This window comes from Nocardia sp. NPDC003269 (assembly GCF_042888005.1).
Taxonomy (GTDB): Bacteria; Actinomycetota; Actinomycetes; order Mycobacteriales; family Mycobacteriaceae; genus Nocardia.
This window is the reverse complement of record NZ_JBIAPA010000003.1, coordinates 1,127,755-1,151,244: the sequence shown is the minus strand read 5'-3', so window position 1 is coordinate 1,151,244 and position 23,490 is coordinate 1,127,755. Positions and strand designations below refer to the sequence as shown.

Sequence of the window (23,490 nt, the reverse complement as noted above, 5' to 3'; positions counted from 1 at the left end):
CGTGTCCGACCGCTGTTCACACGCGGAAACGCGATCTCAACCGTAAAGCTTCACAAATGCCTCGAGCGAGCGTTCGATGTCGCCGCGCAGCGCCTTGGCCACGGCCGAGCCGATCGGGCCGAACAGCGGCGCGCCGCCGAGGTCGATGTCGACGCTCACCTTCGAGCCGCTGCCCTTCGGCTCGACCAGCATGGCCAGCCCGAACTTGGTGCCGCCGATGCCCGCACCGGTGAGCGCGAGCCGGCGCGGGGGCTCGGCGGTGCGCACGGTCCAGGTGACCTTGTTGCGGAATCCCTTCACCCGCGCGATGCCGATGAGCACGGTGCCCGGGGTGAGATCGTCGGGCAGGGTGCCGCGCCACGCCTCGTGGATGGTCAGCCAGTCGCCGAGCGCGGGGAGGTCGGAAGCGTGCGCCCACGCCTGGTCCGGCGGGACGGGGACATCGACGGAGAGCTTCAGTTTCGCCACGCCCGGATGGTATCCGGTACCCGAGGTTCCGCCTCGACCGGATCGCGGCATAGCAAACCAGAATAGATCAAGTGCCCAGGTGGACGTGCGGGAATTCTGATGCCGGACAGGACGATCCGCGCCGGAGTCGATCATGGTGCTGCTACTGTGTGCGGGTCGCTGGAAGCGGGGCGTGTCGATCGGATATCCGAAGCCACCGCGCTCCCGGGCGAATGCCTCCCGGGCGGGCCGGTGAGGGCCCACCGGCCAGGGCGTGGTGTGGTCGACGACGACGAAAGATCTGATGAACTCAGGAATCGCGGTGCTGTTACTCGTCATCGGAGCGCCGCTGTTACTGCTCGCGCTGGCCGTGACGGTCTTCGCCATGCGCAACGAGCGCCAGCAGCGACTACGGGCCGACGCCGCCATCCGCGAGCGGGTCGCGTGTGAGAACGCGCTGATCCAGCTGGCGCAGACGACACTCCCGGGGATCACCGCGGCCGTGCGCAGGCACGAGATCCCCGCGGTCGCCATCGAGCTGCCCGCCGAACTGCAGGAGACGCAGGTCGGCCAGGTGCTGCAGATGATCGCCACCGGTCACGCGGAGGACCTGCGGGTGGTCACCGAGGAGACCAGGGCGATGGTCGAGCGCTACGGCGAGCAGCGGCGCACCAGCGAGGTGCAGGCCGCGCAGGAATCCGCGCGCGCGGACCTGTCGGCCACCTCGCGGGCCGCGACCAGCGCGGCGGTGCGCTCGTTCGGTACCTCCGTGGTGAGCCTGGGCACCGACCTCGGCCAGGTGGTGAGCGCGGCGCTGCGCGAGCACCGCGACGACGCGATCTACGAGACGCTGACCAGGATCGACCACACCGTGCAGCAGATGATCCGGCAGGCGCAGTCCTACGTGATCGTCTCCGGTGGTCTGCCCGGCAGGCGCTGGCCGCAGCAGTCGCTGACCGATGTGGCCGGTGGCGCCACCGGACGCGTGCGGGAATACCTGCGGGTGCGTTCGGGGCAGTCCGACCGGGTGGTGATCAGCCGCGCGGTCGAACCGCTGGTGCACACCCTGGCCACGCTGCTGGACAACGCGCTGCGGTACTCGCCGCCGTCGTCGTTCGTCGAGGTCGGGTTCCAGGAGGGGCATCACGGCGTCACCGTCATCATCGACGACGCGGGCATGCGGATGAGCCCGGAGCAGCTCGAGGACGCGCGACAGGTGCTCAGCGGCGAACGTGCCGTCGACATCCACGATCTCGGTCCGGCGCCGAAGGTCGGTTTCCCCGGTATCGCGGCGCTCGCGCGGCGCTACGGGTTCTCCGTCCACGTCGACGGGCCGAACATCTTCGGTGGTATGCGGGCGATGGTCTACGTGCCGTCGGCGCTGCTGGTCAGCGGCGCCGCGCCGCGGCTGCCGGAGCCGGAACTCGCCGCGCCCGCGCATCTTCCGGTGCCCGTGCCGACGCTGGTCGAGGTCGACGCGCCGCACGCGGAGGTACACGAGATCACCAGTGGGGGACTACCCAAGCGCCGCCGCAGGCCGGTCGCGCCGGATTCGGCGGGAGTGCCCGCCGACGACGCGGGGCAGGCTCGCCCCGACCTCGCCGCTGCCTGGCACAGCGGCTCCCGCAGCGGTCGCCTCGCTGCGGCCGAGCGAACCACGGAAGGAACCGCCGATGAGCACACCGGTAGCCGATAGCACGAACCGATTGGCATGGCTGCTCGAGGACCTGGAGATCCCCGGCGTCCGCTTCGCGGTGCTGCTCTCCGACGACGGCCTGCGGATCGCGCACTCCCGGGGCGTGGCCAAGGACGACGCCGAGCGCTTCGCCGCGGCCGCCTCGGGCCTGCGCTCGCTCGGCAAGGCGCTCGGTGAGTTCTGCGGAGGTCCCGCGAACACCGTGCGCCAGAACATGACCGAGTACGACGAGGGCATGATCATGATCACCGCCGCCGGCGCGGGCGCGCTGCTAGGCGTCGCCACCACCGCGGATGTGGACGTCGCGCTGGTGGCGCACCGGATGAACGAGCTCGCCTCGCGCGTCGGCCACGAGATCGGCAGCGCGCCGCGGCACGGTGGCAGGTAATGAGCCGGGGCAGGCGCGATCCCGACCTGGTCAGATCGTATGTGCGCACCGGCGGCCGGGTTCGGGCCGCCCATGAGCTGGACCTGGTGACCCTGGTCCGTTCGGTCGCCGACGCGCGACCCGATCACCGTCCCGACGAGCGCCGGGTTCTCGCGCTCACCAGCCGCCGCGGTGCGCTCTCGATCGCGGAGCTGTCGGCGTATCTGGATCTGCCCGCGTCGGTCGTGAAGATCATCGTGTCCGATCTGCTCGACAGCGGTCATCTACAGTGCCCGACTCCGGCCGAGGTGAAGCCGGAACTCGCGTTGATCAAGGAGGTGCTGCATGGTCTCCGTGCCATCGCGGGGTGAGGTCGACTACGTCGCCGAGACGGTGACCCGATCGGTGAAGATCCTGGTCGCGGGCAACTTCGGCGTCGGCAAGACGACTTTCGTGTGCGGGGTGTCGGAGATCCGGCCGCTGCGCACCGAGGAGACCATCACCGAGGCCAGCATCGGCGTCGACGACATGGCCGGGCTCGGCAGCAAGGTGCAGACCACCGTCGCCCTGGATTTCGGCAGGCTCACCCTGAATCCGCAACTGGCGCTGTACCTGTTCGGCACGCCGGGCCAGGAGCGCTTCGCCCCGCTGTGGGAGGAACTGGCCCGCGGTGCGCTCGGCGCGCTGGTGCTCGTCGACACCCGCCGCATCGAGAAGGCCGACGACGTGCTCTCGGCGCTGGAACAGCGCGGGGTGCCGTACGCGGTGGCGGTCAACGAGTTCGAGGGCTTCCGCCGCTACCCGCTCGAGGAAGTGCGTGAGGCGCTCGACCTGTCGCCGGAGACGCCGGTCGTCGCGGTCGACGCCCGGCGCCGTGACCACGGTCTGCGCGCGCTGATCACGCTGGCGGAGTATCTGTTCCAGCGACAGGAAGCAACAGCGTCATGACGGTCGACCTCGCGGCGGCCGAGCGGGTCCCGATGTACGCCCCCGAGTTCGCCGCCGATCCCCAGGCGGCCTACCGGGAGATGCGGCGCCGGTTCGGGTCGGTGGTGCCGGTGGAGTTGTCGCCGGGGATCCACGCCACCCTGGTCATCGGCTATCACACGGCGGTGCGGATCCTCAACGATCCCGAGCACTTCCCGGCCGACCCGCGGATGTGGCAGCGCAACATCCCACAGGACTGCCCGGTGCTGCCGATGCTGCAGTTCCGCCCGGCCGCGCTGCGCACCACCGGTGCCGAACACGTCCGGTACCGGCAGGCCAATGTCGCCGGGATCGCGGGCGTCGACCTGTACGCGATGCACGCCACGATCGAGCAGTTCGCGATCCCGCTGATCAACAGCTTCTGCTCGACCGGCTCGGCGGACCTGTTGAGCCAGTACGCGTTTCCGCTGGTGTTCCAGGCGCTGAACTCGATGCTGGGGTGTACGCCCGAGATCGGTCAGCAGGTGGCCACCGGCATGGCGCAGATCTTCGAGGGCGACGACGCCGAGGCGGGCAACAACCTGCTCGCGTCCGCGCTGACCGACCTCGTCGCACTGCGGCAGCGCGAGCCGGGCGACGACGTCGCCACCCGGCTGCTGCACCACCCGGCCGCGCTCACCGACGAGGAGATGGTGCACCAGCTGCTGGTGCTCTACGGCGCCGGTATCGAGCCGATGCTGAACCTGGTGGTCAACACCCTGCGGCTGATGCTCACCGACGATCGCTTCGCGGGCAACGTCCTGGGCGGGAGCCTGTCCACCCGCGACGCGCTCGACGAGGTGCTGTTCACCGACCCGCCGCTGGCGAACTTCTGCATGACCTATCCGCGCCAGCCGATCCTGGTCGACGAGATGTGGCTGCCCGCCGACGAACCGGTCGTGATCAGCATGTCGGCCTGCAACAACGACCCGGCCATCGCCGGGCGCGATGTGGTCGACAACCGCGCGCATCTGGCATGGAGCGCCGGTCCGCACGGGTGCCCGGCCAGGTCGGTGGCGTACCTGATCGTGCAGGACGCGATCGACCAATTGCTCGACGCCCTGCCGGAATTGCGCCTGGCCGTGCCCGCCGAGGACCTGGTGTGGCGGCCGGGCCCGTTCCACCGTTCACTGGCGGCCCTGCCGGTCGAGTTCCCGCAGACGCCGCCGCTGCCGCTGCCCTGATCCGCGTTCAGCGCGGGCGCAGGGCCGGGCCGACGAACCGCTCGACCAGCTGCCGTTCGGCCGCGGCGTCGGGCAGCGGCCAGGTGAGCAGGGAGAGAACCACCCGCACGATCCAGCCCGCGGCCGCGTCGTCGGGGGCGATGTGGGTGAGCGCGGTCGCGATCCGGCCCAGTTCCGGTGCGTCGGCGAGGACTTCGTCGGTGTCGGGGGAGCGGTGCCGGACCAGCCACTGCCGCAGCACGGGGTCGGCGCGGATAGCCGCGACCGCGGCCAGGATCGCCTCGACCGGGCGTCGGCCTGCCGGCACCTGAGCGACCGCGGCCTCGACGCGGGCGGCGACGGTGCCCGCCGCCCGGACCATGACCGCGCGGACCAGGCGTGGCTTCCCGCCGACGTGGCGGTACATCGTGGCGCGCGAGCAGCCCGCCGCCGCGGCGATGTCGTCGGCGGTGACCGCGTCGATGCCGCGGTCGAGGAACAGGGCGAGCGCGGCCCGTTCGATCCGGTCGATCGCGACCGCGCGGCGGTCGCCGCCTGCCAGCCAGTCGGTGCTCATCCCGGTCTCCTTCGGTGTCTCGGTGTGAGACGGTTTCGACAATCTGTCTACCTCATTCGCCGCAGGCATAACCTCATTTTCGGGAATCGTTTGCTGCACAGCTCTCGGGACCTTCTGTCTCATCACGAGACGGTTGTTGACTCTCTCGTCACCCCGGGGGACCGTGAGCGCCGACAATCCGATCAGGAAAGGCGGCGACGATGACCACGGACCTCGGGGCGATCGATCTCTTCGACGCGGCAGTACTCGACGACCCCTACCCGCTCTACGCGGCGCTGCGCGAGCACGCGCCGGTGTATCGGGTGCCCGGTACCGACTTCTTCCTCGTCGCGTCGTGGGCCGCCGTCACCGAGGCGACCGCGCGGACCCAGGACTTCTCCTCGCATCTGACCGCCGTGCTCGTCGCCCAGCCGGGCGCGGCGCCGGTCACCTTCGACCTCGACGCCACCGGGCAGGCCGTGCACGTGCTCGCGACCGCGGACGGCGCGGTGCATGCCGCGCATCGCGGCGTCGTCGGCCCCGCCCTGGCCAAGCGGGTCCGGACGCTGGGTCCCGTGGTCACCGAGCTCACCGAACAGCTGTGGGCGGAGGAACTCGACGGTGACCGGATCGACTGGGCGAGCGGCATGGCCGACCGGCTGCCACTGGCGCTGATCGCCGAACTCGTCGGATTCCCCCGCGCCGACGTGCCGCGATTGCTGGCCTTGGCCTACGACTCCACCGAGATGCTGGGCGGCGTCGTCGCCGACGGCCGGATGACCGACCTCGTCACCTCGGCCGCCGAACTGGCCCACTACGCCTACCTCGCGGTGAACGCGGCGCTCGCACGGGCCGACGCGCAGGAGGTTCCGGAGGCGCTGATCGATGTGCTCGCCGCGGCCGTGGCGGCGGGCCGGATCGACGAACAGCAGGCCGTGCTGATCGTGGTCCAGCTGATCGGTGCGGGCGGTGAGTCGACCGCAGGCCTGATCGCCTCGGCAGCCCGCCTGCTGGCCACCGACCTGGACCTGCAGGACACCCTGCGCGACCGCCCCGAACTGATCCCCGCGTTCCTGGACGAGGCGCTGCGGGTGGAATCGCCCTTCCGCGGACACCATCGGCACGTCGTCGCCGACACGGAACTGGCGGGAGTGGCCCTGCCCGCGGGCAGTCACCTGCTCCTGCTCTGGGGTGCGGCCAATCGCGATCCGGCCATGTTCGCGACGCCGGACGTCGTCGACCCGGCCCGCCCACGCGGCCGGGCGCACGCGGCCTTCGGCGCGGGCGCACACTTCTGCATCGGCTCCGCCCTGGCCCGGCTCGAAGCCACCGCCGCGATCACCCTGCTGCTCGAGCGCACCGCACGATTCACCCTCGTCGAGGACGCGCCACCACGCTGGGTCCCGAGCCTGTTCGTCCGCCGCCACGCGAGCCTGCCGCTGCGGGTGGTCCTCCGCTGATCGACCGGTCGCCTGTCGCGCCGGACGATACGACGAGTGTCCGGCGACCGGCGGCATCGCGGGTGTGGCACCGTGGTGGGGTGCGCACCACGCTGCTCCTGCCTGTCTGTCTGCTCCCGGCCACCGTGCTGTTCGCCGGGTGCACCACCACCCCGGGGCCCACGGCTGCTCCGGCGACAATGGAGTCGGTGACGAAATCCGCCTCCGCCCAGGCAATTCCGTCTGCCTCGCCGGTGTCGTCGGTGGTGCCGCCGGTGGCGGGTCGGACGGTCGTCCTCGATCCCGGGCACAACGGCGGCAATGCCACGCACCTCGCGCAGATCGACGCGCGGGTGCCCGATGGTCGGGGTGGAGTCAAGGCGTGCAACACCACCGGGACCGCCGCGGCGAGTGGGTACACCGAGCACGAGTTCACCTGGGATGTCACCCAGCGGGTGCGCGACGCGCTCGTCGCCCGGGGCGTGCGGGTGATCCTGACCCGCGACGACGACACCGGCGTCGGACCGTGTGTCGACCGGCGCGCGGCGATCGGCAACGACGCGGCGGCCGACGCGGTGGTCTCCATTCACGCCGACGGCAATACGGGCGCGGGCGCGCACGGTTTCCACATCGCCTACTCGGACCCGCCGTTGAATCCGGTGCAGGCCGACGCGGGCGTGCGACTGGCGACTGCCCTGCGGGACGCGATGGTGCGCGGCGGCGCGGTGCCGTCCACCTATGTCGGCGCGGCCGGGCTCGACCCGCGCGCCGACCTCGCCGGTCTCAACCTCGCGCAGCGTCCGTCCGCCCTGGTCGAATGCGGCAACATGCGCTCCGATATCGATGCCGAACTCATCGAGACACCGGCGGGGCGGGCCCGCTACGCCGAACTCATCACCACCGGAATCCTGGCCTTCCTCGGCTGAGCCGGACGAATTTCGAGGAAGTCGCGCAACGTTCGCCGGTCCTGTTCGGCGGCGCCGCGTGCCGCTCTCGGTAAGCGTCCTTGTTGTCAACTGGACGTCATTCCAGCAACATTCGGCAAACATCTGGAAACCCCAGAGCTGGACTGTTAGCCGATTGCTTGCCGCTGATTCGAACCGGTTGGTTCGAAACTCGGAACACTCGCCGCATTCGCACCATGTGAACAACGGTGTCGAATACCGGTGAGTAGTCGTATTTTTCGCTATTCCGATGCTTGACGGGTGATCTTCGCCGCCCTACTGTCCCTGTCACAGTTCGATATCGAAGTGTTCGTGACATCGCTCGAAATGTTTCCCCCGGATGGCACGCCAGCCCCTGCCGTCCTCCGTGTGCGTTTCCTAGGAGTATTGATAGTGCGAAGCCGAATTCTGTCCGTCGCCGGAGCCATGGCCCTGACGCCCCTCGTCACCCTGCTGGTCCCCGCCGTGAACGCCGAAGCCCACGGCTGGGTCGCCGGACCGGCCAGCAGGCAGGAACAATGTGCCCGCGGCCTCGTTTCCTGCGGTGCGGTGAAATACGAACCACAGAGTGTCGAAGGTCCGAAAGGGCTGAAGAATTGCAGCGCGAACAAATATCCGGAACTCGACGACGACAGTCTCGGCTGGGTTCCCCAGAAAGTCTCCGGGCGCACCACCTTCACCTGGAAGAACACCGCCAATCATCGCACCCTGAATTGGGAATACTTCCTCGGTGACACCCGGATCGCGGTGATCGACGGCCGCAACGAGCAGCCGCCCATGGAGGTCAGCCACACCCTCGACCTGTCGCAGTATTCCGGCCGCCAGAAATTGCGCGCGGTCTGGAATATCGGTGATACCGCGGCCGCCTTCTACAGCTGCGTCGACCTCGAGATCGGCGGCGGTGGTGGCGGAACGCCGACCACGACCACCCCGAAACCGACCACGACCACGCCGCCCGCCACCACGACGAAACCCCCGACGACCACACCCCCGGCCACCACGAGACCGCCCGCCACGACCACCCATCAGCACCCGACCACCACGGCCCCGGTCGCGTCGGCGTGGCGACAGGGCGCCACCTACGCGATCGGCGACAAGGTCACCTACCAGGGCGCCACCTACAGCTGCAGGCAGGCGCACACCGTGCACGACCCGAACTGGACGCCGCCGAACACTCCCGCGCTCTGGTCGCGCATATAGCGCGTCTGGCCGGGAAACGTTTCGTGTGTTCTCCCACCATCGGTCGCGCGATGGGGTGAGGATTGACCTCGACTCGCCGGCCTCGCGTTCGGCCGGCCCCGCAGCACAAGGACGTGAGATATGAGTGACAGGAAATTCGCCCTCGCCATCGCGGCCACCGGGACGGCGTTGCTGGCCATGACCGTCGGTACCCCGTCCGCATCCGCGGTGGTCTCGCAATTGACGGTCGATCCCGGACTCAGCTTCGGGCTGGCAACCAATTACGGCACCGGCTGCACCCATCATCTGGTGGCCCGGCTCAGCGTCGACCTCGAACCTGTCTCCTTCTACGACAACGGCGTGCTGCTGGCCGAGGTCGTCCCGCTCGACGGCACCGCCAGCATCGACTGGATCCCGTCCAGCGGCGGTCCGCACAGCCTGGCGGCCCTGCAGGGCGGGGTCGGCCGCGGCGCCGACGTGCACGTCGGCAAGGGCTACCGCTTCGGGGAATCCTGCGTGGTCACCGGCGGCTGACCCGCGACACCGACGATGGCCCGGTCCGCACGGACCGGGCCATCGACGTCTGCGCTACTTCTTCGACGAGGCGAGCTTCTTGTCCTCGCCCTTCTTCGCCGACTTCTTGGCGGGCTTCTTCGCCTGCGGCTTCGGCGCCGATCCGTTGGTGTCGGCGGTGTTCGCCGGGGCCTGGGCGGTGACGACCAGATCGTCGTCGGCAGTGTCGACCAGCACCGTCGCCCCCGGATCCAGCCCGCCGTCGAGCAGCAGCCGCGAGATCCGGTTGTCGAGCTCCTTCTGCACCGTGCGCCGCAGCGGCCGGGCGCCGAACTCGGGCTGGAACCCACGATCGCCCAGCCAGTCCACCGCCGAGTCGCTGATCTCGAGCCCGATGTCCTGGGCCGCGAGCATGCGCCGGGTCTTGTCCAGGATCAGGTTCACGATCCGTTCCAGCTGTGTCTTGTCCAGCCGATGGAACACGATCTGCTCGTCGATGCGGTTGAGGAACTCGGGCCGGAAGTGCCCGCGCAGCCGCTCTTCGAGCTCGGGCACGATCGAATCCAGATCGCCCTCGGGCGCCTTCAGGATCAGATCGGAGCCGATGTTGGAGGTCATGATCACGATGGTGTTCTTGAAATCGACGGTGCGGCCCTTGGAATCGGTGACCCGGCCGTCGTCGAGCAGTTGCAGCAGCACATTGAACACATCGGGGTGCGCCTTCTCGACCTCGTCGAACAGGATCACCGAGTACGGCTGCCTGCGCACCTTGTCGGTGAGCTGGGCGGCGTCGTCGTAGCCGACGTATCCGGGCGGCGCGCCGACGAGCCGGGAGACCGTGTGCTTCTCCTGGAACTCGCTCATGTCGAACCGGATCAGCCGGTCCTCGTCGCCGAAGACGGCCTCCGCCAGGGCTTTCGCGAGTTCGGTCTTGCCGACACCGGTCGGGCCGAGGAACAGGAACGAGCCGATCGGCCGGTTCGGATCCTTGAGCCCGGCCCTGGCCCGGCGCACCGCCTCGGCCACCGCGACGATCGCCTCGTCCTGCCCGATCACCCGCTTGTGCAGGACGTCCTCGAGCTGGAGCAGGCGCTGCTTCTCCTCGGCGGTCAGGTCGGCGACAGGGATGCCGGTCTGCCGGGAGATCACCTCGGCGATGTCGACGACCGCCACCTCGGGCTCGCCGGAGCGGACCCCGGATTCCTCGAGCTCCTCCTCCTTGGCCGCGATATCGGCCTTGATGGCGTTGGCCTTCTCGTAGTCCTCGTTGTCGACGGCGGCGTCCTTCTCCCGGTACAGCCGCGCGATCTCCTCGTCCCTGGCCTTCACCTCCGGATCGGGGGTGCCCGAGCGCAGCCGGACCCGCGCGCCCGCCTGGTCGATCAGATCGATCGCCTTGTCGGGCATGAACCGATCGGTGATGTAGCGGTCGGAGAGCTGGGCCGCCGCGACCAGCGACTCGTCGGAGTAGCGCACCTGGTGGTGCTCCTCGTAGACGTCGGCCAGCCCGCGCAGGATCTCGATGGTGTCCTCGACCGAGGGCTCCGACACCATCACCGGCTGGAACCGGCGCTCCAGCGCCGCGTCCTTCTCGATGTACTTGCGGTACTCGTCGATGGTGGTCGCGCCGACGACGTGCAGTTCCCCGCGGGCCAGCGCGGGCTTGAGCAGATTGCCCGCGTCCATCGAGCCCTCGCCGCCGCCACCGGCGCCGACGATGGTGTGCAGTTCGTCGATGAAGACGATCAGTTCGTCCTTGTGCGCGCGGACCTCGTCGAGGATCTTGGTGAGCCGCTCCTCGAACTCACCGCGATACTTGCTGCCCGCCACCAGCGTCCCGACGTCGAGCGCGATGACCCGGCGGTCGGCGAGCGTGGACGGCACATCGTTGTTGACGATCCGCTGCGCCAGCCCCTCCACGATGGCGGTCTTGCCGACACCGGGATCACCGATCAGCACCGGATTGTTCTTGCGCCGCCGCGAGAGGATCTCGATCGTCTGCTCGATCTCCTCGGCCCGCCCGACCACCGGGTCGACGAGACCTTCGCGGGCCTCGGCGGTGAGATCGCGGCCGTACTCGTCCAGCGTCGGCGTGTCGGTCTGCTGCTGCCGCTTGGTGGGCGCGCCCGTGGTGGCCGGACCGGAGGAGTTGCCGCTCTGGGTGGCGGCGATGCCCGCCATCAGGGCCTGCGCGGCGACCGAGTCGGGGAGCGAGGCGATGCCGAGCAGGATGTGCTCGGGGCCGATGTAGCTGCTACCGGACTGGGCGGCCTGGCGCTGGGCGGCGCGCAGCGCCATCTTGGTGCCGGGGCTCAGGGTGATGTCGGCGAGGTCGTTCTCGCTGGGCGAACCGGTGTCGAGGAAGTCCTGCATCTGCTCGGCAACCTGGTCGGGGTCGAGGCTGAGCTCGGCGACGATGCTGCGGCCCGGCTCGGATTCGGTGGCGGCGTAGAGCAGATGCTCGGGCGTGATCTCCGGATTGCCCCATTCCTGGGCCGCCTCGCGCGCCGAACCGATGAGCAACTTGGCGTTGTCGGTCATCAGTCTGCCCAGGTCGATGCGCTGCACGGGGGGCTTGGCCGACATCCCGGGGCCGAAGAATCGCTGGAAGATGTCATCGAACGAGTTCATCGAACTACCTGGCCAGCTGGCTGTCATGTCCACACCTCTTCGCTCGTCGTGCCGCTCGCGCGGCGACTCATGCAGATCGGGTCGGTACTGCTAGCAATACTTCGGCATCCTCCGATGGGGTGCAAGCAATTGGACAGTTTCACATCTGCAACGTCGTGGGGTGTGGCGCGCAAACCAAAGTCCGGCCGAAGCGGCCCGAAACCACCGGTTTTGTCTGATTCTTGATCGAGGAACGGCACGGGCGGGTAGCGTGACGACCCGCGCGGCGGTATCGACCGTGGCGCCCATTTTTGCCCGCCGACCGACTGGTCGAACAGGCCGACGGGAAGAGCACGGAGTTTGGTCACCGACGTCATCGATGTCACCGCGGATTTCACGATCTCGCGTCAATCACTGTGGGACGTCCTGCTGGACCCCCAGAGCTATCCGCGGATGTTCACCGGCATCGGCAGCTGCGAACGGGTCGAGCGCCCCGACGGTTCGGTGGTCTGGCAGGTCCGGGTCGGCTCGGCCAGCGCGGGGATCGAGACCCACGAGTTCGTGCTCGAGATCGGGCGCTGGTACGAGAGTTTCGAGCTGCGCAGCTCCGCGCTGGGCAGCTTCGCCGCGATCCGCCTGCGCGGTGACGAGCAGCGCACCCGCCTCGACATCACCCTGTTCGCCGCGGCCAGGGTGCACCCGATGCTCGGCGCACGCAGCAACTCCGCGGTCACCGACTGGGTGAAGGCCGGACTGCGCCGCACCGCCGACATCATCGCGGGCACCCGATCCTCGATCGTGATCAACGCCGAGCGCTCGGTGGTGCGCCGCAATACCGGGGTGGTGCGCAGCATCGCGGCCACCGGGCTGATGCGCCCGGAACCCGTCTCGATCGTGAAACAGCTTCGCTCCCTGGCGAAATGGGGCTTCAACCTGGCCGGCGGCTACGCCGCGGGCGCCGCGCACACGCCGACCCGTCTCGCGGTGATCGATCCGCACGGCACGCGCACCTTCGCCGAGGTCGACGAAAGGTCCACCGCGCTGGCCGGGGCGATGTACTCCCTCGGCCTGCGCGCGGGTGACGCGATCGGCCTGCTCGCGCGCAATCACGCGGGCATGGTCGAAACCATGGTCGCGGCGGGCAAACTCGGCGTCGACGTGGCCCTGCTCAACGCCGGGCTGTCGGGGCGGCGGATCGAGGAGATCGTGCAGCGGCACCGCCTCAGCGCGGTCTACGTCGACGGACAGCTGGAGACCCTGATCCGCTACCTGCACAGCGACGTGCCCCGGTTCACCACCGACGACCAGCCGCCGGACCCGGAACGCACCACCATCGACGGCCTGATCGCCTTGGCACAGAACGATTTTCCGGTGCCCGCTCACCCCGGCAGGCTGATCGTGCTCACCTCCGGCACCAGCGGCTCACCGAAGGGCGCGCGCCGCCCGCACCCCAAGGGCTTCGGCACCATCGCGGCACTGCTCTCGCGGATTCCGATGCGGGTCGAGGAGGTCGTGCTCATCCCGGCGCCGCTGTTCCACACGTGGGGCCTGGCCGGGTTGCAGCTGAGCACGGCCCTGCGCGCGACCGTGGTGCTGACCGACGGCTTCGACGCGCTCGCCTGCCTGCGCGCGATCGTCGAGCACCGGATCACCACGCTGATCGTCGTCCCGACGATGGTCGAGCGACTGCTCGACGTGCCCGACGAGGTGCGCGCGAGCTTCGATCTGTCCAGCCTGCGCCACGTCGTCAGCTGCGGCGCGCCGCTGGCCGGGGCCACCGTGCTGCGCTTCCTCGACACCTTCGGCGACGTGCTGTACAACGTGTACGGCTCGACCGAGGTGTCCTGGGCCAGCGTCGCCACGCCCGCCGACCTGCGGGTCTCGCCGACCACGGCGGGCCGCCCGCCGCTGGGCACCCGGGTGGCCGTGCTCGGTCCCGACCTGCGCCCGGTGCCGGTCGGCGCGACCGGGCACATCTTCGTCGCCAACCACATGCTCTTCGACGGCTACGTCAACGCCGCGCCGCCGGAGGAGGCCGACGGCATGCTCGACACCGGCGATCTCGGCTATCTCGACGCCGCGGGCCGGTTGTTCGTCGCGGGCCGCGACGACGAGATGATCATCTCCGGCGGCGAGAACGTCTTCCCGCGCCCGGTCGAGGAGGCGCTGGCCCATCTGCCGCAGATCACCGAGGTGGCCGTGGTCGGCGTGCCCGATCGGGAGTTCGGCCAGCGGCTGGCCGCGTTCGTGGTGAAACGCGAAGGGGCGGGCCTGGATTCGGACATGGTCCGGACCTACATCCGCAACCGGCTCAGCCGCTTCTCGGTCCCGCGCGATGTCACCTTCCTGTCCGCGCTGCCGCGGGGGGAGACCGGCAAGATCCTCAAGCGGGTGCTGGTGCGCCCGGAGTCAGCCCTGAGCGAGTAACCGCCGCAGCGCTCGCTCGATCGCGGCCGCGGCCTGCTCGCGCGAGCGGCCGCGCCGATCCCGCAGGTGGTGGTGGGCGGGCCAGGCCAGCGCGCCATCGACCAGGTCGAGCAGTTCGTCGTCACCGGCCAGTTCGGGAGCGAACAGGGCCGCCAGGGTGTCGCGGATACGGTCGTCGGTGCGCCGCATCCGCGCGTCGATCGCGGCGACCGAGCGGGATTCCTGCAGGCCGGGCAGGCGCGGGGACCGCTGGAGGTCGAAGATGGCCGAGCTCTGCCGGACCGCCAGCGCGATCCGCTCCGCCAGCGGCAGGGTGGGATCGGGGGTGATCAGGCAGGCCTCGACCGTCGCCGACTGGCGCTCGACCGCGGCGACGAGCAGGGCCTCCCGATCGGCGAAGTGCACGAAGATACTGCGCTCGGAGGTGCCTGCCCTGGCGGCGATCGTGCGCGTGGTCGGCGCGAAATCGCCGTCGGTGAGCGCGGCGAGCAGCCCGTCGATGATGGCCTCGCGGGTCTTCTCCGGATCGCGGCGCCGTCGCGGCGGGCGCGCCGGGTCCTCGCCCGCCGCCGCGGCCTCGTGCCCTGAACTCATCGGCCCATCACAGCACAGACCGCCCGGCCCCGGGTCACTCGCTCGGCGGCACCGCCGTCCGGTTCATCACCGAATGCGTGCGCGAGTAGCCGAAGTAGACGATCAGACCCACCACCAGCCACGCCAGGAACCGCAGCCAGGTCTCCCACGGCAGCGAGTAGATCAGGTACGCCGAGAACCCGATGCCGACCAGCGGGATCACCGGCATGAACGGCAGCCGGAACGAGCGTGGCGCGTCGGGCCTGGTGCGACGCAACACGATCACCGCGACGCACACCACGATGAAGGCCATCAGGATGCCGATGTTGGTGAGCTCGGCGACGGTGTTGATCGGCAGCACGCCGGCCAGGATCGCCGCGCCGACGCCGACGATCCAGGTCACCCTGGTCGGCACCTTGCGGGTCGGGTGGGTCTTGGCGAACCACGCGGGCAGCAGCCCGTCGCGGCTCATCGCGAACCACACCCGGGTGACGCCGAGCATGAACGTCAGCACCACGGTGACGATGCCGACGATCGCGCCGACGGCGATGATGTTGGCGACGCCCGGCATCCCGACCGCCTCGAACGCGGTGGAGAACCCGCTGGTCGGGCTGATCTCGGTGTACTTCTGCATCCCGGTGAGCACCAGCGTGGCCAGCACGTAGAGCACCATGGCGATGGCCAGGGAGTAGATGATCGCCTTGGGCAGGTGCTTGCGCCCGTCGACGGATTCCTCGGCCGCGGTGCTCATGGCGTCGTAGCCGAACACGGCGAAGAACACCGTCGCGGCGCCCGTCCACACCGCGCCGACGCCGAACGGGAAGTACGGGTCGTAGTTGGCGCTGTCGATGTGGAACACGCCGAGCACGACGATGAGCACGACCAGCGCGACCTTGATCCCGACCGCGACGGTCTCGAACCGGCCGACGCTGCCGATCCCGCGCGAGAGCACCCACGCGGTGCCCAGGCAGAACAGCACGGCGAACAGGTCGACGACCCGCCCGTCGCCGGTGTCTGGCGCGCCGAGCATCCACTCGGGCAGGGTCAGGCCGATCTGGTCGAGCAGGAACCCGAAGTAGCCGGACACGCCGATCGCGACCACCGCCGCCACGGCGATGTACTCGAGCAGCAGGTCCCAGCCGATGAACCAGCCCGCCAGCTCACCGAGCGAGACGTAGCCGTAGGTGTAGGCCGACCCCGCCTTGGGCACCATGCCCGCGAACTCGGCGTAACACAACGCCGCCGCCGCGCTGGCCACACCGGCGATCAGGAACGAGATCAAGACCGCCGGGCCGGTGACCGAGTGGGCGACCGACCCGGCCAGGGTGAAGATGCCCGCGCCGATGATGCCGCCGACGCCGATCGCGGTCAGCTGCCACAGCCCGAGCGACTTGGCGAGCCGCTCGTCGCTCGGGATCTCGTCCTCGATCTCGACGAGGGGTTTGCGGCGCAGCATCTGGGCGCGCAACTCTGCGAAAGACATTCGCGTTCCTTCCGTCGACGCACACCAGTACACCGCCACGTCGGGGCCGCGGGCGCCGAGAGTGAATATTGTTCAGCGCCCGCCGACCAGCGCGCGCAGGAAGAACCCCAGGTTGGCGGGCCGTTCGGCCAGCCTGCGCATGAAATATCCGTACCACTGGTCACCGTAGGGGACATAGACCCGAACGTGGTTGCCCGCGTCGGCGAGTCGCTGCTGTTCGTCGGCCCGGATGCCGAACAGCATCTGGAACTCGTACTCCTCGGTCTTACGTTGCGCCGACTGCACCGCGACCCCGGCGGCGGCGAGCACCGCCGGGTCGTGCGAGGCGATCATCGGATACCCCGCGCCCGCGGTCAGGATCGCCAGGCAGCGCAGATAGGACGCGTCGACCTCGGCGCGGTCGCGGAAGGCCACCGACTCGGGTTCGTCGTAGGCGCCCTTGCACAACCGGATCCGCGAGCCGGGACCGGCCAGCGCGCGGCAGTCGTCCTCGGTGCGGCGCAGGTAGGCCTGCAGGACGGTGCCCAGCCACGGGTAGTCGGCGCGCAGCTCGCGCACGATCTCGAGGGTCGAGTCGGTGGTGGTGTGGTCCTCGGCGTCGACGGTGACCCACAGGCCCGCGGCCTCGGCGGCCGCGCAGATCCGGTGCGCGTGCTCGCGGGCGATCGCGTGTCCGTCGCGGGGCAGGGCCTGGCCCAGCGCCGACAGTTTCACCGAGACCTCCAGCGGCCGCACCGCGCCCGCCGCCACCTCGGCCTGGGGGAGCCGGCCGAGCGCGGCGATGAGTGCGCGGTACTGGGCGACGGTCGATTCCGCGCTCGCCAGATCGGTGGTGTCCTCGCCGAGATAGTCGACGCTGACGAAACGGCCGGAGCGCAGCAGGGTTTCGGCCGCGCGCACCGCCTGGTCGACGGTGGTGCCCGCCACGAAGCGGGCCACCACGTCCCGGCTGACCGGCAGCCGGGTGACGGCGCGTTCCAGCCGCGGCGAGCGGGCGGCGGCGAGCAGGGTCGAGCGCAGGACGGCGGACATCAGCGGACCTCCGGGTCGGGTGCCTGATGGGGATAGCGGTGCTCGGTCGGCGGGGTGAAGGTTTCCTTGATCGTGCGGGCGGAGGTCCAGCGCAGCAGGTTCTGCGCCGAGCCCGCCTTGTCGTTGGTGCCCGAGGCGCGCCCGCCGCCGAACGGCTGCTGGCCGACGACGGCGCCGGACGGTTTGTCGTTGATGTAGAAGTTGCCCGCGGCGAAGGTGAGCCGGTCGGTGGCGGCGGTGATCGCGGCCCGGTCCTCGGCGATGATCGAGCCGGTCAGCCCGTAGGCGCTGCCCCGGTCGACGAGATCCATGGCGGCGGTGAAGCCGTCGGGGAGGCGGTCGTCGTAGACGTGCACGGCCAGGATCGGGCCGAAGTACTCGGTGTGGAAGATCTCGTCGGCGGGATCGTCACCGACGACGACGGTCGGTTCGACGAACCAGCCGACGCTGTCGTCGCTGTGGCCCCCGGCCACCACGGTCAGCCCCGGCGTCGCCTTGGCCCGCTCCAGCGCCGCGGTATTGCGGTCGAAGGCGCGTCGATCGATCAGTGCCCCACCGAAATTGGTGAAGTCGGTGACGTCGCCGTAGCGCAGCGCGGCGGTCCGCTCGATCAGGTCCTCCGACATCGCCGCCCACACCGAGCGCGGGACGAACGCGCGCGAGGCGGCCGAGCATTTCTGCCCCTGGTAGTCGAACGCGCCGCGCAGCAGGGCGGTGGTGAGGACCGCGGGGTCGGCCGAGGGGTGGGCCAGTACGAAGTCCTTGCCGCCGGTCTCACCGACGAGTCGCGGGTAGGTGCGGTACCGGTCGATCCGCTGCGCCACCTCGCGCCACAGGTGCTGGAAGGTGGCCGTCGAGCCGGTGAAGTGCACGCCCGCCAGCCGGGGATCGGCGAGGACGACCTCCGAGATCGCCGGTCCCGCACCGTGGACGAGGTTGATCACCCCGGCGGGCAGTCCCGCCGCCTCGAGCAGCCGCATCGTCAGGTAGGCGGCGACCGCCTGGGTGCGGGCCGGTTTCCACACCACGGTGTTGCCCATCAGCGCGGGCGCGGTCGGCAGGTTGCCCGCGATGGCGGTGAAGTTGAACGGCGTGACCGCGTAGACGAAACCCTCCAGCGACCGGTACTGCATCCGGTTCCACACGCCGGGCGCGGAGATCGGCTGTTCGGCCAGGATGCGGCGGGCGAAGGAGACATTGAAGCGCCAGAAGTCGACCAGCTCGCACGGCGCGTCGATCTCGGCCTGGTAGGCGGACTTGGACTGGCCGAGCATGGTCGCGGCCGCGATCGTCTCGCGCCAGGGTCCCGCCAGCAGATCCGCGGCGCGCAGGAAGATCGCGGCGCGATCGTCGAACGACATCGCCTGCCAGGCCGGCGCCGCCGCGGTGGCCGCCTCCACCGCGGCGGCGGCCTCGGCGGCGGTCGCGTCGTGCAGGGTGCCGAGGACGGCGGCGTGCCGGTGCGGCTGGACGACGTCGACGGCCGGGCCGTCACCGGTCAGGTGGCGGCCGCCGATGACGTGCCGGATGTCGGTGGGTGTCGCGGACAGATCGGCGAGGGCGGTGCGCAGCCGGGCACGCTCCGGGGTCCCCGGGGCGAAGCTGCCGACCGGTTCGTTGACCGGCGGCGGAGTGGTCGCGATGGCGTCCATGAGGGCGGCTCCTGCGTCGAGTGGTGGCGGGATGTGACGTAGTCAACACCGGCGGTGACGCGGCATAATCGGCTGATCGGACGAAGAACAGCGCAAGGGTTCATCCGATCGGACAAAGCCGGGAGGTCTGCGATGCCGGAGGACGCCACGACGCTGGGCGAGCTGATCGCCGCCCTCGACCACACCGTCGCCACGCTGGTCGACGCGCCGGCGGGGGAGTCGGTGCCGCTGCGCTCGGTCGCGCTCGCCGAGCCCGCCGATCTGCCCGACCAGCTCGAGACCGAGGGGGCGCTGCCGACGGTGTATCTGCTGGTCGGTGTCGATGCCGAGGCGACCGTGCGCTGGCTGCGGGGCGTGGGCGCCCGCGATCCCGGCCAGCGCCCCCGCGTGCTGATGACCAAGAGCGCCAACGACTCGCCCGCCGTGCGGGCCGCGGCGTCGGCGGCCGGGCTGGCGCTGGTGCACGTGCACCGGCAGGCCCGCTGGGACCAGGTGTTCGCGCTGGTGCGCCGGATGCTGGCACGCTCGCCCGGCCAGCGCGCCGCGGCCGACGAGCACGACCTGCTCGCCCCCGACACCGACCTGTTCGGCCTCGCGCAGGTGGTCGCCAAGGAGACCGGCGGCATGGTGTCCATCGAGGACCCGCAGTCGCACGTGCTGGCCTACTCCGCCTCCGACGCCTCCGCCGACCAGTTGCGCATCCGGTCCATCCTCGGTCGCGAAGGGCCGGGCGACTACCTGCGGATCCTGCGTGACTGGGGGGTCTTCGACCGGGTGTGGCGCAGCGACGAGGTCGTCGACGTGCCCGAACATCCCGAACTCGACATCCGGCGCAGGCTGGTGGTCGGCATCCGGCGCGGTACCCCCGAGCGGGTGCTCGGCACCATCTGGCTCCAGCAGGGCGACCGCCCGCTGCGGCCGGACGCGGCGCAGGTGTTGCGTGGCGCGTCGGCGGTCGCGGCGCGGATCATCGCGCGCGGGCTGGACGCGCCGTCGACCGAGGCCCTGCTGGTGCGCCGGTTGTTCGGCGTGCACGGCGACGGTGTCGACGTCCCGTCCGTCGCCGCCGCGCTGCACCTGCCGACCGCGGGTCCCGCCGCGGTGATCGGCTTCGCCCCGGTCGGCCCGGTCGCCGATCTGACCGCCTCCAGCGGCCTGATCCGCTTGCACGCCAGCGCCTTTCGCGACGACTCGGTGACCGAGGCGATCGGCGACCGGGTGTATGTGCTGCTGCCGTCCTATCACTCCGAGCGCGGTGTCGGCTCCTGGCTGCGCAAGCTCGTCGCACAGCTGGAACAGGCGCGCGGGCTGGTGGTGCGCGCGGCCGTCGCGGCGCCGGTGGCAGGGCTGACGGCCGTCGCGGGCGCTCGCGCGGAAGTCGATCGCGTGCTGGACAGCCCGGCGGCCGCGGCGTCGGGCAGCCGGGTCGCCACGCTGGCCGAGGCCAGGACGGCTGTGCTGCTGGCCGAGATCGTCGAGCTGGTCCGGGACCGGCCGCACCTGCACGATCCCCGGCTGGCCGCGCTCGACGCCTACGATCGCGAACACGCCGCCGAGCTACGCGGGTCGGTGCTGGCCTATCTGCGGGCGCACGGTGAGGTGAGCGCCGCGGCGGCCGCGCTGCGCGTGCATCCGAACACGCTGCGTTACCGGCTGCGGCGGGCCGAGGCCGTGCTCGGGATCGACCTTGCCGACCCGGCCGACCGGCTGCTGCTCGAGATCCAGCTGGCCGCTGTGCCGATTGCTCAGCCGTAACTCAGTTATTGCAGTTATGCTGCAATAGCGGCGCCGGTCGCACCGCTCGTGCGGCGGGGAAGTGATCACCTGAGTGAGGATGTAGTGGTGGACGGGACGAACACGGATCGGTTCGAGGTGTCGCGCCGCGGCATGCTCGGCGTCGGAGCCGGGGCGGCCGCCGCGCTGGCCGTCGGCCTCACCGTCACCGGCTGCGGCGACGACGGCGGCGAGGTCAGCCCGTCGATGACGCAGACCGACCCGACGAAGGCCGTCGCCGACGCCAATCGCGCGCTGACCGATACCCTGCCCTTCGGCGACACCGCCGATTTCGCCGACGCCGATCGCGGCTGGATCGCCTCGCTCGAGCCGGGCAAGATCACCGACGCGGCGGGAAAGGTGGTGTGGGACACCGACTCCTACGAGTTCCTCGCCGGTGCCTGTCCGCAATCGGTGAACCCGAGCCTGTGGCGGCAGTCCCAGCTCACCGTCAAGCAGGGGCTCTACGAGATAGCGCCCGGCTACTACCAGATCCGCGGCCTCGACCTGTCGAACATGACCCTGATCGAGGGCGACACCGGCGTCGTGGTGATCGACCCGCTCGTCTCCGCCGAAACCGCGGCGGCGGGCCTGGCGCTGTATCGCAAGCACCGCGGTGACCGGCCGGTGACCGGCCTGATCTACACGCACTCCCACATCGACCACTTCGGCGGCAGTTACGGCGTCCTGGCCCCACAGGACGTGGCGGCGGGGCGCTGCCCGGTGCTCGCGCCGGCCGGCTTCCTGGAACACGCGGTCGCCGAGAACATCTACACCGGCACCGCGATGGCCCGCCGCGCCGCCTACATGTACGGCGCCGCCCTGCCCCGCGGACCGAAGGGCCAGGTCGGTTCGGGTCTGGGGCAGACCACCTCGACCGGAACGGTCAGCCTCATCCCGCCCACCCGCGACATCACCCACACCGACCAGACCGAGACGGTCGACGGCGTGCGGATGGTCTTCCAGCTCACGCCGGGCACCGAGGCGCCCGCGGAGATGAACATCTACTTCCCCGACCGCCGCATCCTGTGCATGGCCGAGAACGCCACGCACACCATGCACAACATCGTCACCCTGCGCGGCGCGCTGGTCCGTGACCCGCACGTCTGGGCGAAGTACCTCACCGATTCGATCAACCGGTACGGCCGCCGCAGCGAGCTGGTGTTCTCCTCGCACCACTGGCCGATCTGGGGCACCGACCGGATCGTGGAATTCCTGTCCCTGCAACGCGATCTGTACGCCTACCTCAACGATCAGACACTGCGGCTGCTGAACAAGGGCTACGTCGGCGCCGAGATCGCCGAGATGATGACGATGCCGCCCGCGCTCACCGCCGCCTGGTCGACGCACGGCTACTACGGCTCGGTCAGCCACAACGTGAAGGCCGTCTACCAGCGCTACATGGGCTGGTTCGACGGCAACCCGGCCCACCTCTGGGAGCATCCGCCGGTGGAGAACGCCCGCCGTCACGTCGACGCCATGGGCGGCACCGCCGCGGTGCTCCAGCAGGCACAGCGGGCCTACGACGCCGCGGACTTCCGCTGGGCGGTGCAGCTGCTGAACTACGCGATCTTCGCCGATCCCGACAACGGCACCGCGAAAGCCCTGCAGGCGAGCGCGTTCGAACAGCTGGCCTACGGCGCCGAGAACGCCACCTGGCGCAACTTCTACCTCAGCGGCGCCTACGAGCTGCGCAACGGCTCCTTCGGCACCCCGACCGCGGCGAATTCGGCGGCGCTGGCGGCGGCACTGAGCGTGGAGCAGGTCTTCGACGCGATGGCGCTGCGCATCGACGGGCCCAAGGCCTGGGACGTCCGGACCACCAGCGACTGGCGGATCAGCGACGAGGGCAACCGGATCCACCGCGTGGAACTGCGCAACGGCGTGCTCGTGCACTACGACCGGTTCCCCGGCGACGACCTGCCCGCGCCGGACGCCACCCTCACCCTGACCAGGCCCGTGCTGATCCGCAGCCTGGCCGGCGGCGGCGATCTGAAGAAGGAAGTGCTCAGCGGCGACATCGTCATCGAGGGCGACATCACCGCGCTGACGAAGCTGCCCGGCCTGATCGACAAGCCGGACCCGAACTTCGCCATCGTGACGCCGTAGCGGTTACCGCTTGGCGTAGTCGGCGACGCCCTGCCAATCGAGCATCACGCAGGCTTCGTCGCCGACCACCCAGGCGTCGTGACCGGGCGGCACCACCATCAGGTCGCCCGGCCCGAACTCCTGCTGCTCGCCGTCGTCCATCACCACCACCATCCGCCCCGACAGGCAGTAGCCCATGTGCGGTGCCTGGCAGCTCTCGGTCCCGGCGATCGGCTTGACGTGCAGCGACCAGCGCCAGCCCGGTTCGAACACGGCCCGGCCCACCGGTCCGCTGTCGAGATTCACGAGATCGAGCTTGCCCTTGTCCTGCTCGAAGGGCCGGGTTTCCTCGGGTGCGTCGAAATTCTTGCGCGTCAGGGCGGACATCATCGGCTCCTGGGTCGTCGGAGGTGGCCGACGGGTCGGGTCCACCGGGCGCGTGTGCGCGCTCGGCCCACGACGGCAGCCACCGCACAGTCAATGGTTCGCCGGTGGGGGACCGTTCGCAAGCGAAACGTCGGTTCAGCTGACCCGGCGTCAACTGTCATCCGGACAACGCCTGTCCGTGGCCGTCCCGAAACT

General features: G+C 70.2%; 20 protein-coding genes. 12 read left to right on the top strand and 8 right to left on the bottom strand.

Annotation, left to right across the window (positions count from 1 at the left end):
- Positions 1–36 precede the first annotated feature (36 nt).
- On the bottom strand, positions 37–468 hold the full coding sequence (locus ACFYWJ_RS25335; RefSeq protein ID WP_355281939.1) for an SRPBCC family protein: 432 nt from the start codon (positions 466–468) through the stop codon (positions 37–39).
- 283 nt (positions 469–751) lie between these two features.
- On the opposite strand from ACFYWJ_RS25335, the gene ACFYWJ_RS25330 reads away from it, so the two are divergent.
- Genes ACFYWJ_RS25330 through ACFYWJ_RS25310 form a run of 5 tightly spaced genes read left to right on the top strand, consistent with a single transcriptional unit; the run spans position 752 to position 4,660 of the window.
- Positions 752–2,143 carry a sensor histidine kinase gene (locus ACFYWJ_RS25330; protein WP_355281941.1) on the top strand — a complete coding sequence of 464 codons (1,392 nt, stop codon included), beginning with the start codon at positions 752–754 and terminating at the stop codon, positions 2,141–2,143.
- On the top strand, positions 2,121–2,531 hold the full coding sequence (locus ACFYWJ_RS25325; protein WP_355281944.1) for a roadblock/LC7 domain-containing protein: 411 nt from the start codon (positions 2,121–2,123) through the stop codon (positions 2,529–2,531). Before ACFYWJ_RS25330 ends, ACFYWJ_RS25325 begins: the two co-directional genes overlap by 23 nt.
- Complete coding sequence (locus ACFYWJ_RS25320; protein ID WP_218717406.1) at positions 2,531–2,881, top strand: DUF742 domain-containing protein; 351 nt, start codon at positions 2,531–2,533, stop codon at positions 2,879–2,881. The genes ACFYWJ_RS25325 and ACFYWJ_RS25320 overlap by 1 nt, the downstream gene beginning before the upstream one ends.
- Positions 2,856–3,458, top strand: a complete 603-nt coding sequence (locus ACFYWJ_RS25315; RefSeq protein ID WP_355281946.1) for an ATP/GTP-binding protein — start codon at positions 2,856–2,858, stop codon at positions 3,456–3,458. Before ACFYWJ_RS25320 ends, ACFYWJ_RS25315 begins: the two co-directional genes overlap by 26 nt.
- Positions 3,455–4,660 (top strand): cytochrome P450, encoded by a 1,206-nt coding sequence (locus tag ACFYWJ_RS25310; RefSeq protein WP_355281948.1) that lies wholly within the window; start codon positions 3,455–3,457, stop codon positions 4,658–4,660. Before ACFYWJ_RS25315 ends, ACFYWJ_RS25310 begins: the two co-directional genes overlap by 4 nt.
- 7 nt (positions 4,661–4,667) lie before the next feature.
- On the opposite strand, the gene ACFYWJ_RS25305 is transcribed toward ACFYWJ_RS25310, so the two are convergent.
- Positions 4,668–5,216: a helix-turn-helix domain-containing protein gene (locus tag ACFYWJ_RS25305; protein WP_355281951.1), complete on the bottom strand. Its 549-nt coding sequence runs from the start codon at positions 5,214–5,216 to the stop codon at positions 4,668–4,670.
- 200 nt (positions 5,217–5,416) lie between these two features.
- Between ACFYWJ_RS25305 and ACFYWJ_RS25300 the strand changes: the two genes are divergently transcribed.
- The 4 genes from ACFYWJ_RS25300 to ACFYWJ_RS25285 all read left to right on the top strand — a co-directional run bounded on the left by ACFYWJ_RS25300 (position 5,417) and on the right by ACFYWJ_RS25285 (position 9,291).
- Positions 5,417–6,655: a cytochrome P450 gene (locus tag ACFYWJ_RS25300; protein WP_355281953.1), complete on the top strand. Its 1,239-nt coding sequence runs from the start codon at positions 5,417–5,419 to the stop codon at positions 6,653–6,655.
- A gap of 179 nt (positions 6,656–6,834) precedes the next feature.
- Positions 6,835–7,560 carry an N-acetylmuramoyl-L-alanine amidase gene (locus ACFYWJ_RS25295; RefSeq protein ID WP_355282114.1) on the top strand — a complete coding sequence of 242 codons (726 nt, stop codon included), beginning with the start codon at positions 6,835–6,837 and terminating at the stop codon, positions 7,558–7,560.
- Between the two features lie 279 nt (positions 7,561–7,839).
- Positions 7,840–8,778 (top strand): carbohydrate-binding protein, encoded by a 939-nt coding sequence (locus ACFYWJ_RS25290; RefSeq protein ID WP_387208235.1) that lies wholly within the window; start codon positions 7,840–7,842, stop codon positions 8,776–8,778.
- Between the two features lie 120 nt (positions 8,779–8,898).
- Positions 8,899–9,291, top strand: a complete 393-nt coding sequence (locus ACFYWJ_RS25285; protein ID WP_355281958.1) for a hypothetical protein — start codon at positions 8,899–8,901, stop codon at positions 9,289–9,291.
- A 54-nt stretch (positions 9,292–9,345) separates the two neighbouring features.
- Here ACFYWJ_RS25285 and ACFYWJ_RS25280 read toward each other — a convergent pair whose 3' ends face one another.
- Positions 9,346–11,928, bottom strand: a complete 2,583-nt coding sequence (locus ACFYWJ_RS25280; protein ID WP_355281961.1) for an ATP-dependent Clp protease ATP-binding subunit — start codon at positions 11,926–11,928, stop codon at positions 9,346–9,348.
- Between the two features lie 312 nt (positions 11,929–12,240).
- On the opposite strand from ACFYWJ_RS25280, the gene ACFYWJ_RS25275 reads away from it, so the two are divergent.
- Positions 12,241–14,307 (top strand): AMP-binding protein, encoded by a 2,067-nt coding sequence (locus ACFYWJ_RS25275; RefSeq protein ID WP_355281963.1) that lies wholly within the window; start codon positions 12,241–12,243, stop codon positions 14,305–14,307.
- Here the strand turns inward: ACFYWJ_RS25275 and ACFYWJ_RS25270 are convergent.
- From ACFYWJ_RS25270 to pruA, 4 genes are all read right to left on the bottom strand, one after another.
- Entirely contained in the window at positions 14,290–14,901 is a 612-nt protein-coding gene (locus tag ACFYWJ_RS25270) for a helix-turn-helix domain-containing protein (RefSeq protein WP_355281965.1), read from the bottom strand. The two genes, ACFYWJ_RS25275 and ACFYWJ_RS25270, sit on opposite strands and share 18 nt — an antisense overlap.
- 34 nt (positions 14,902–14,935) lie before the next feature.
- Positions 14,936–16,363, bottom strand: coding sequence for an amino acid permease (locus tag ACFYWJ_RS25265; protein ID WP_355281967.1), 1,428 nt, complete (start codon positions 16,361–16,363; stop codon positions 14,936–14,938).
- Positions 16,364–16,435: 72 nt separating this feature from the next.
- On the bottom strand, positions 16,436–17,395 hold the full coding sequence (locus ACFYWJ_RS25260) for a proline dehydrogenase family protein (RefSeq protein ID WP_355281970.1): 960 nt from the start codon (positions 17,393–17,395) through the stop codon (positions 16,436–16,438).
- Positions 17,395–19,047, bottom strand: coding sequence for an L-glutamate gamma-semialdehyde dehydrogenase (gene pruA / locus ACFYWJ_RS25255; RefSeq protein ID WP_355281972.1), 1,653 nt, complete (start codon positions 19,045–19,047; stop codon positions 17,395–17,397). Before pruA ends, ACFYWJ_RS25260 begins: the two co-directional genes overlap by 1 nt.
- Before the next feature lie 132 nt (positions 19,048–19,179).
- Here pruA and ACFYWJ_RS25250 point away from each other — a divergent pair, with 132 nt between their 5' ends.
- Both ACFYWJ_RS25250 and ACFYWJ_RS25245 read left to right on the top strand, forming a co-directional pair.
- Positions 19,180–20,802 carry a helix-turn-helix domain-containing protein gene (locus tag ACFYWJ_RS25250; protein ID WP_355281975.1) on the top strand — a complete coding sequence of 541 codons (1,623 nt, stop codon included), beginning with the start codon at positions 19,180–19,182 and terminating at the stop codon, positions 20,800–20,802.
- Between the two features lie 225 nt (positions 20,803–21,027).
- The gene (locus tag ACFYWJ_RS25245) at positions 21,028–22,929 is read left to right on the top strand and encodes an alkyl sulfatase dimerization domain-containing protein (protein ID WP_355282117.1); all 1,902 of its coding nucleotides are present in this window, start codon (positions 21,028–21,030) and stop codon (positions 22,927–22,929) included.
- Positions 22,930–22,932: 3 nt separating this feature from the next.
- Here the strand turns inward: ACFYWJ_RS25245 and ACFYWJ_RS25240 are convergent, their stop codons facing one another.
- Positions 22,933–23,295, bottom strand: coding sequence for a cupin domain-containing protein (locus ACFYWJ_RS25240; protein ID WP_355281977.1), 363 nt, complete (start codon positions 23,293–23,295; stop codon positions 22,933–22,935).
- Positions 23,296–23,490: the final 195 nt, after the last annotated feature.

Excerpts from the sequence above, each read along its gene's own strand:
- ACFYWJ_RS25295 (WP_355282114.1), top strand. The coding sequence starts at position 6,835 with ATGGAGTCGGTGACGAAATCCGCCTCCGCCCAGGCAATTCCGTCTGCC.
- ACFYWJ_RS25285 (WP_355281958.1), top strand. The coding sequence starts at position 8,899 with ATGAGTGACAGGAAATTCGCCCTCGCCATCGCGGCCACCGGGACGGCG.
- ACFYWJ_RS25315 (WP_355281946.1), top strand. The coding sequence starts at position 2,856 with ATGGTCTCCGTGCCATCGCGGGGTGAGGTCGACTACGTCGCCGAGACG.
- pruA (WP_355281972.1), bottom strand. The coding sequence starts at position 19,047 with ATGGACGCCATCGCGACCACTCCGCCGCCGGTCAACGAACCGGTCGGC.
- ACFYWJ_RS25300 (WP_355281953.1), top strand. The coding sequence starts at position 5,417 with ATGACCACGGACCTCGGGGCGATCGATCTCTTCGACGCGGCAGTACTC.
- ACFYWJ_RS25320 (WP_218717406.1), top strand. The coding sequence starts at position 2,531 with ATGAGCCGGGGCAGGCGCGATCCCGACCTGGTCAGATCGTATGTGCGC.
- ACFYWJ_RS25270 (WP_355281965.1), bottom strand. The coding sequence starts at position 14,901 with ATGAGTTCAGGGCACGAGGCCGCGGCGGCGGGCGAGGACCCGGCGCGC.
- ACFYWJ_RS25250 (WP_355281975.1), top strand. The coding sequence starts at position 19,180 with ATGCCGGAGGACGCCACGACGCTGGGCGAGCTGATCGCCGCCCTCGAC.
- ACFYWJ_RS25310 (WP_355281948.1), top strand. The coding sequence starts at position 3,455 with ATGACGGTCGACCTCGCGGCGGCCGAGCGGGTCCCGATGTACGCCCCC.
- ACFYWJ_RS25260 (WP_355281970.1), bottom strand. The coding sequence starts at position 17,395 with ATGTCCGCCGTCCTGCGCTCGACCCTGCTCGCCGCCGCCCGCTCGCCG.
- ACFYWJ_RS25240 (WP_355281977.1), bottom strand. The coding sequence starts at position 23,295 with ATGTCCGCCCTGACGCGCAAGAATTTCGACGCACCCGAGGAAACCCGG.
- ACFYWJ_RS25325 (WP_355281944.1), top strand. The coding sequence starts at position 2,121 with ATGAGCACACCGGTAGCCGATAGCACGAACCGATTGGCATGGCTGCTC.
- ACFYWJ_RS25280 (WP_355281961.1), bottom strand. The coding sequence starts at position 11,928 with ATGACAGCCAGCTGGCCAGGTAGTTCGATGAACTCGTTCGATGACATC.
- ACFYWJ_RS25265 (WP_355281967.1), bottom strand. The coding sequence starts at position 16,363 with ATGTCTTTCGCAGAGTTGCGCGCCCAGATGCTGCGCCGCAAACCCCTC.
- ACFYWJ_RS25305 (WP_355281951.1), bottom strand. The coding sequence starts at position 5,216 with ATGAGCACCGACTGGCTGGCAGGCGGCGACCGCCGCGCGGTCGCGATC.
- ACFYWJ_RS25245 (WP_355282117.1), top strand. The coding sequence starts at position 21,028 with ATGACGCAGACCGACCCGACGAAGGCCGTCGCCGACGCCAATCGCGCG.
- ACFYWJ_RS25330 (WP_355281941.1), top strand. The coding sequence starts at position 752 with ATGAACTCAGGAATCGCGGTGCTGTTACTCGTCATCGGAGCGCCGCTG.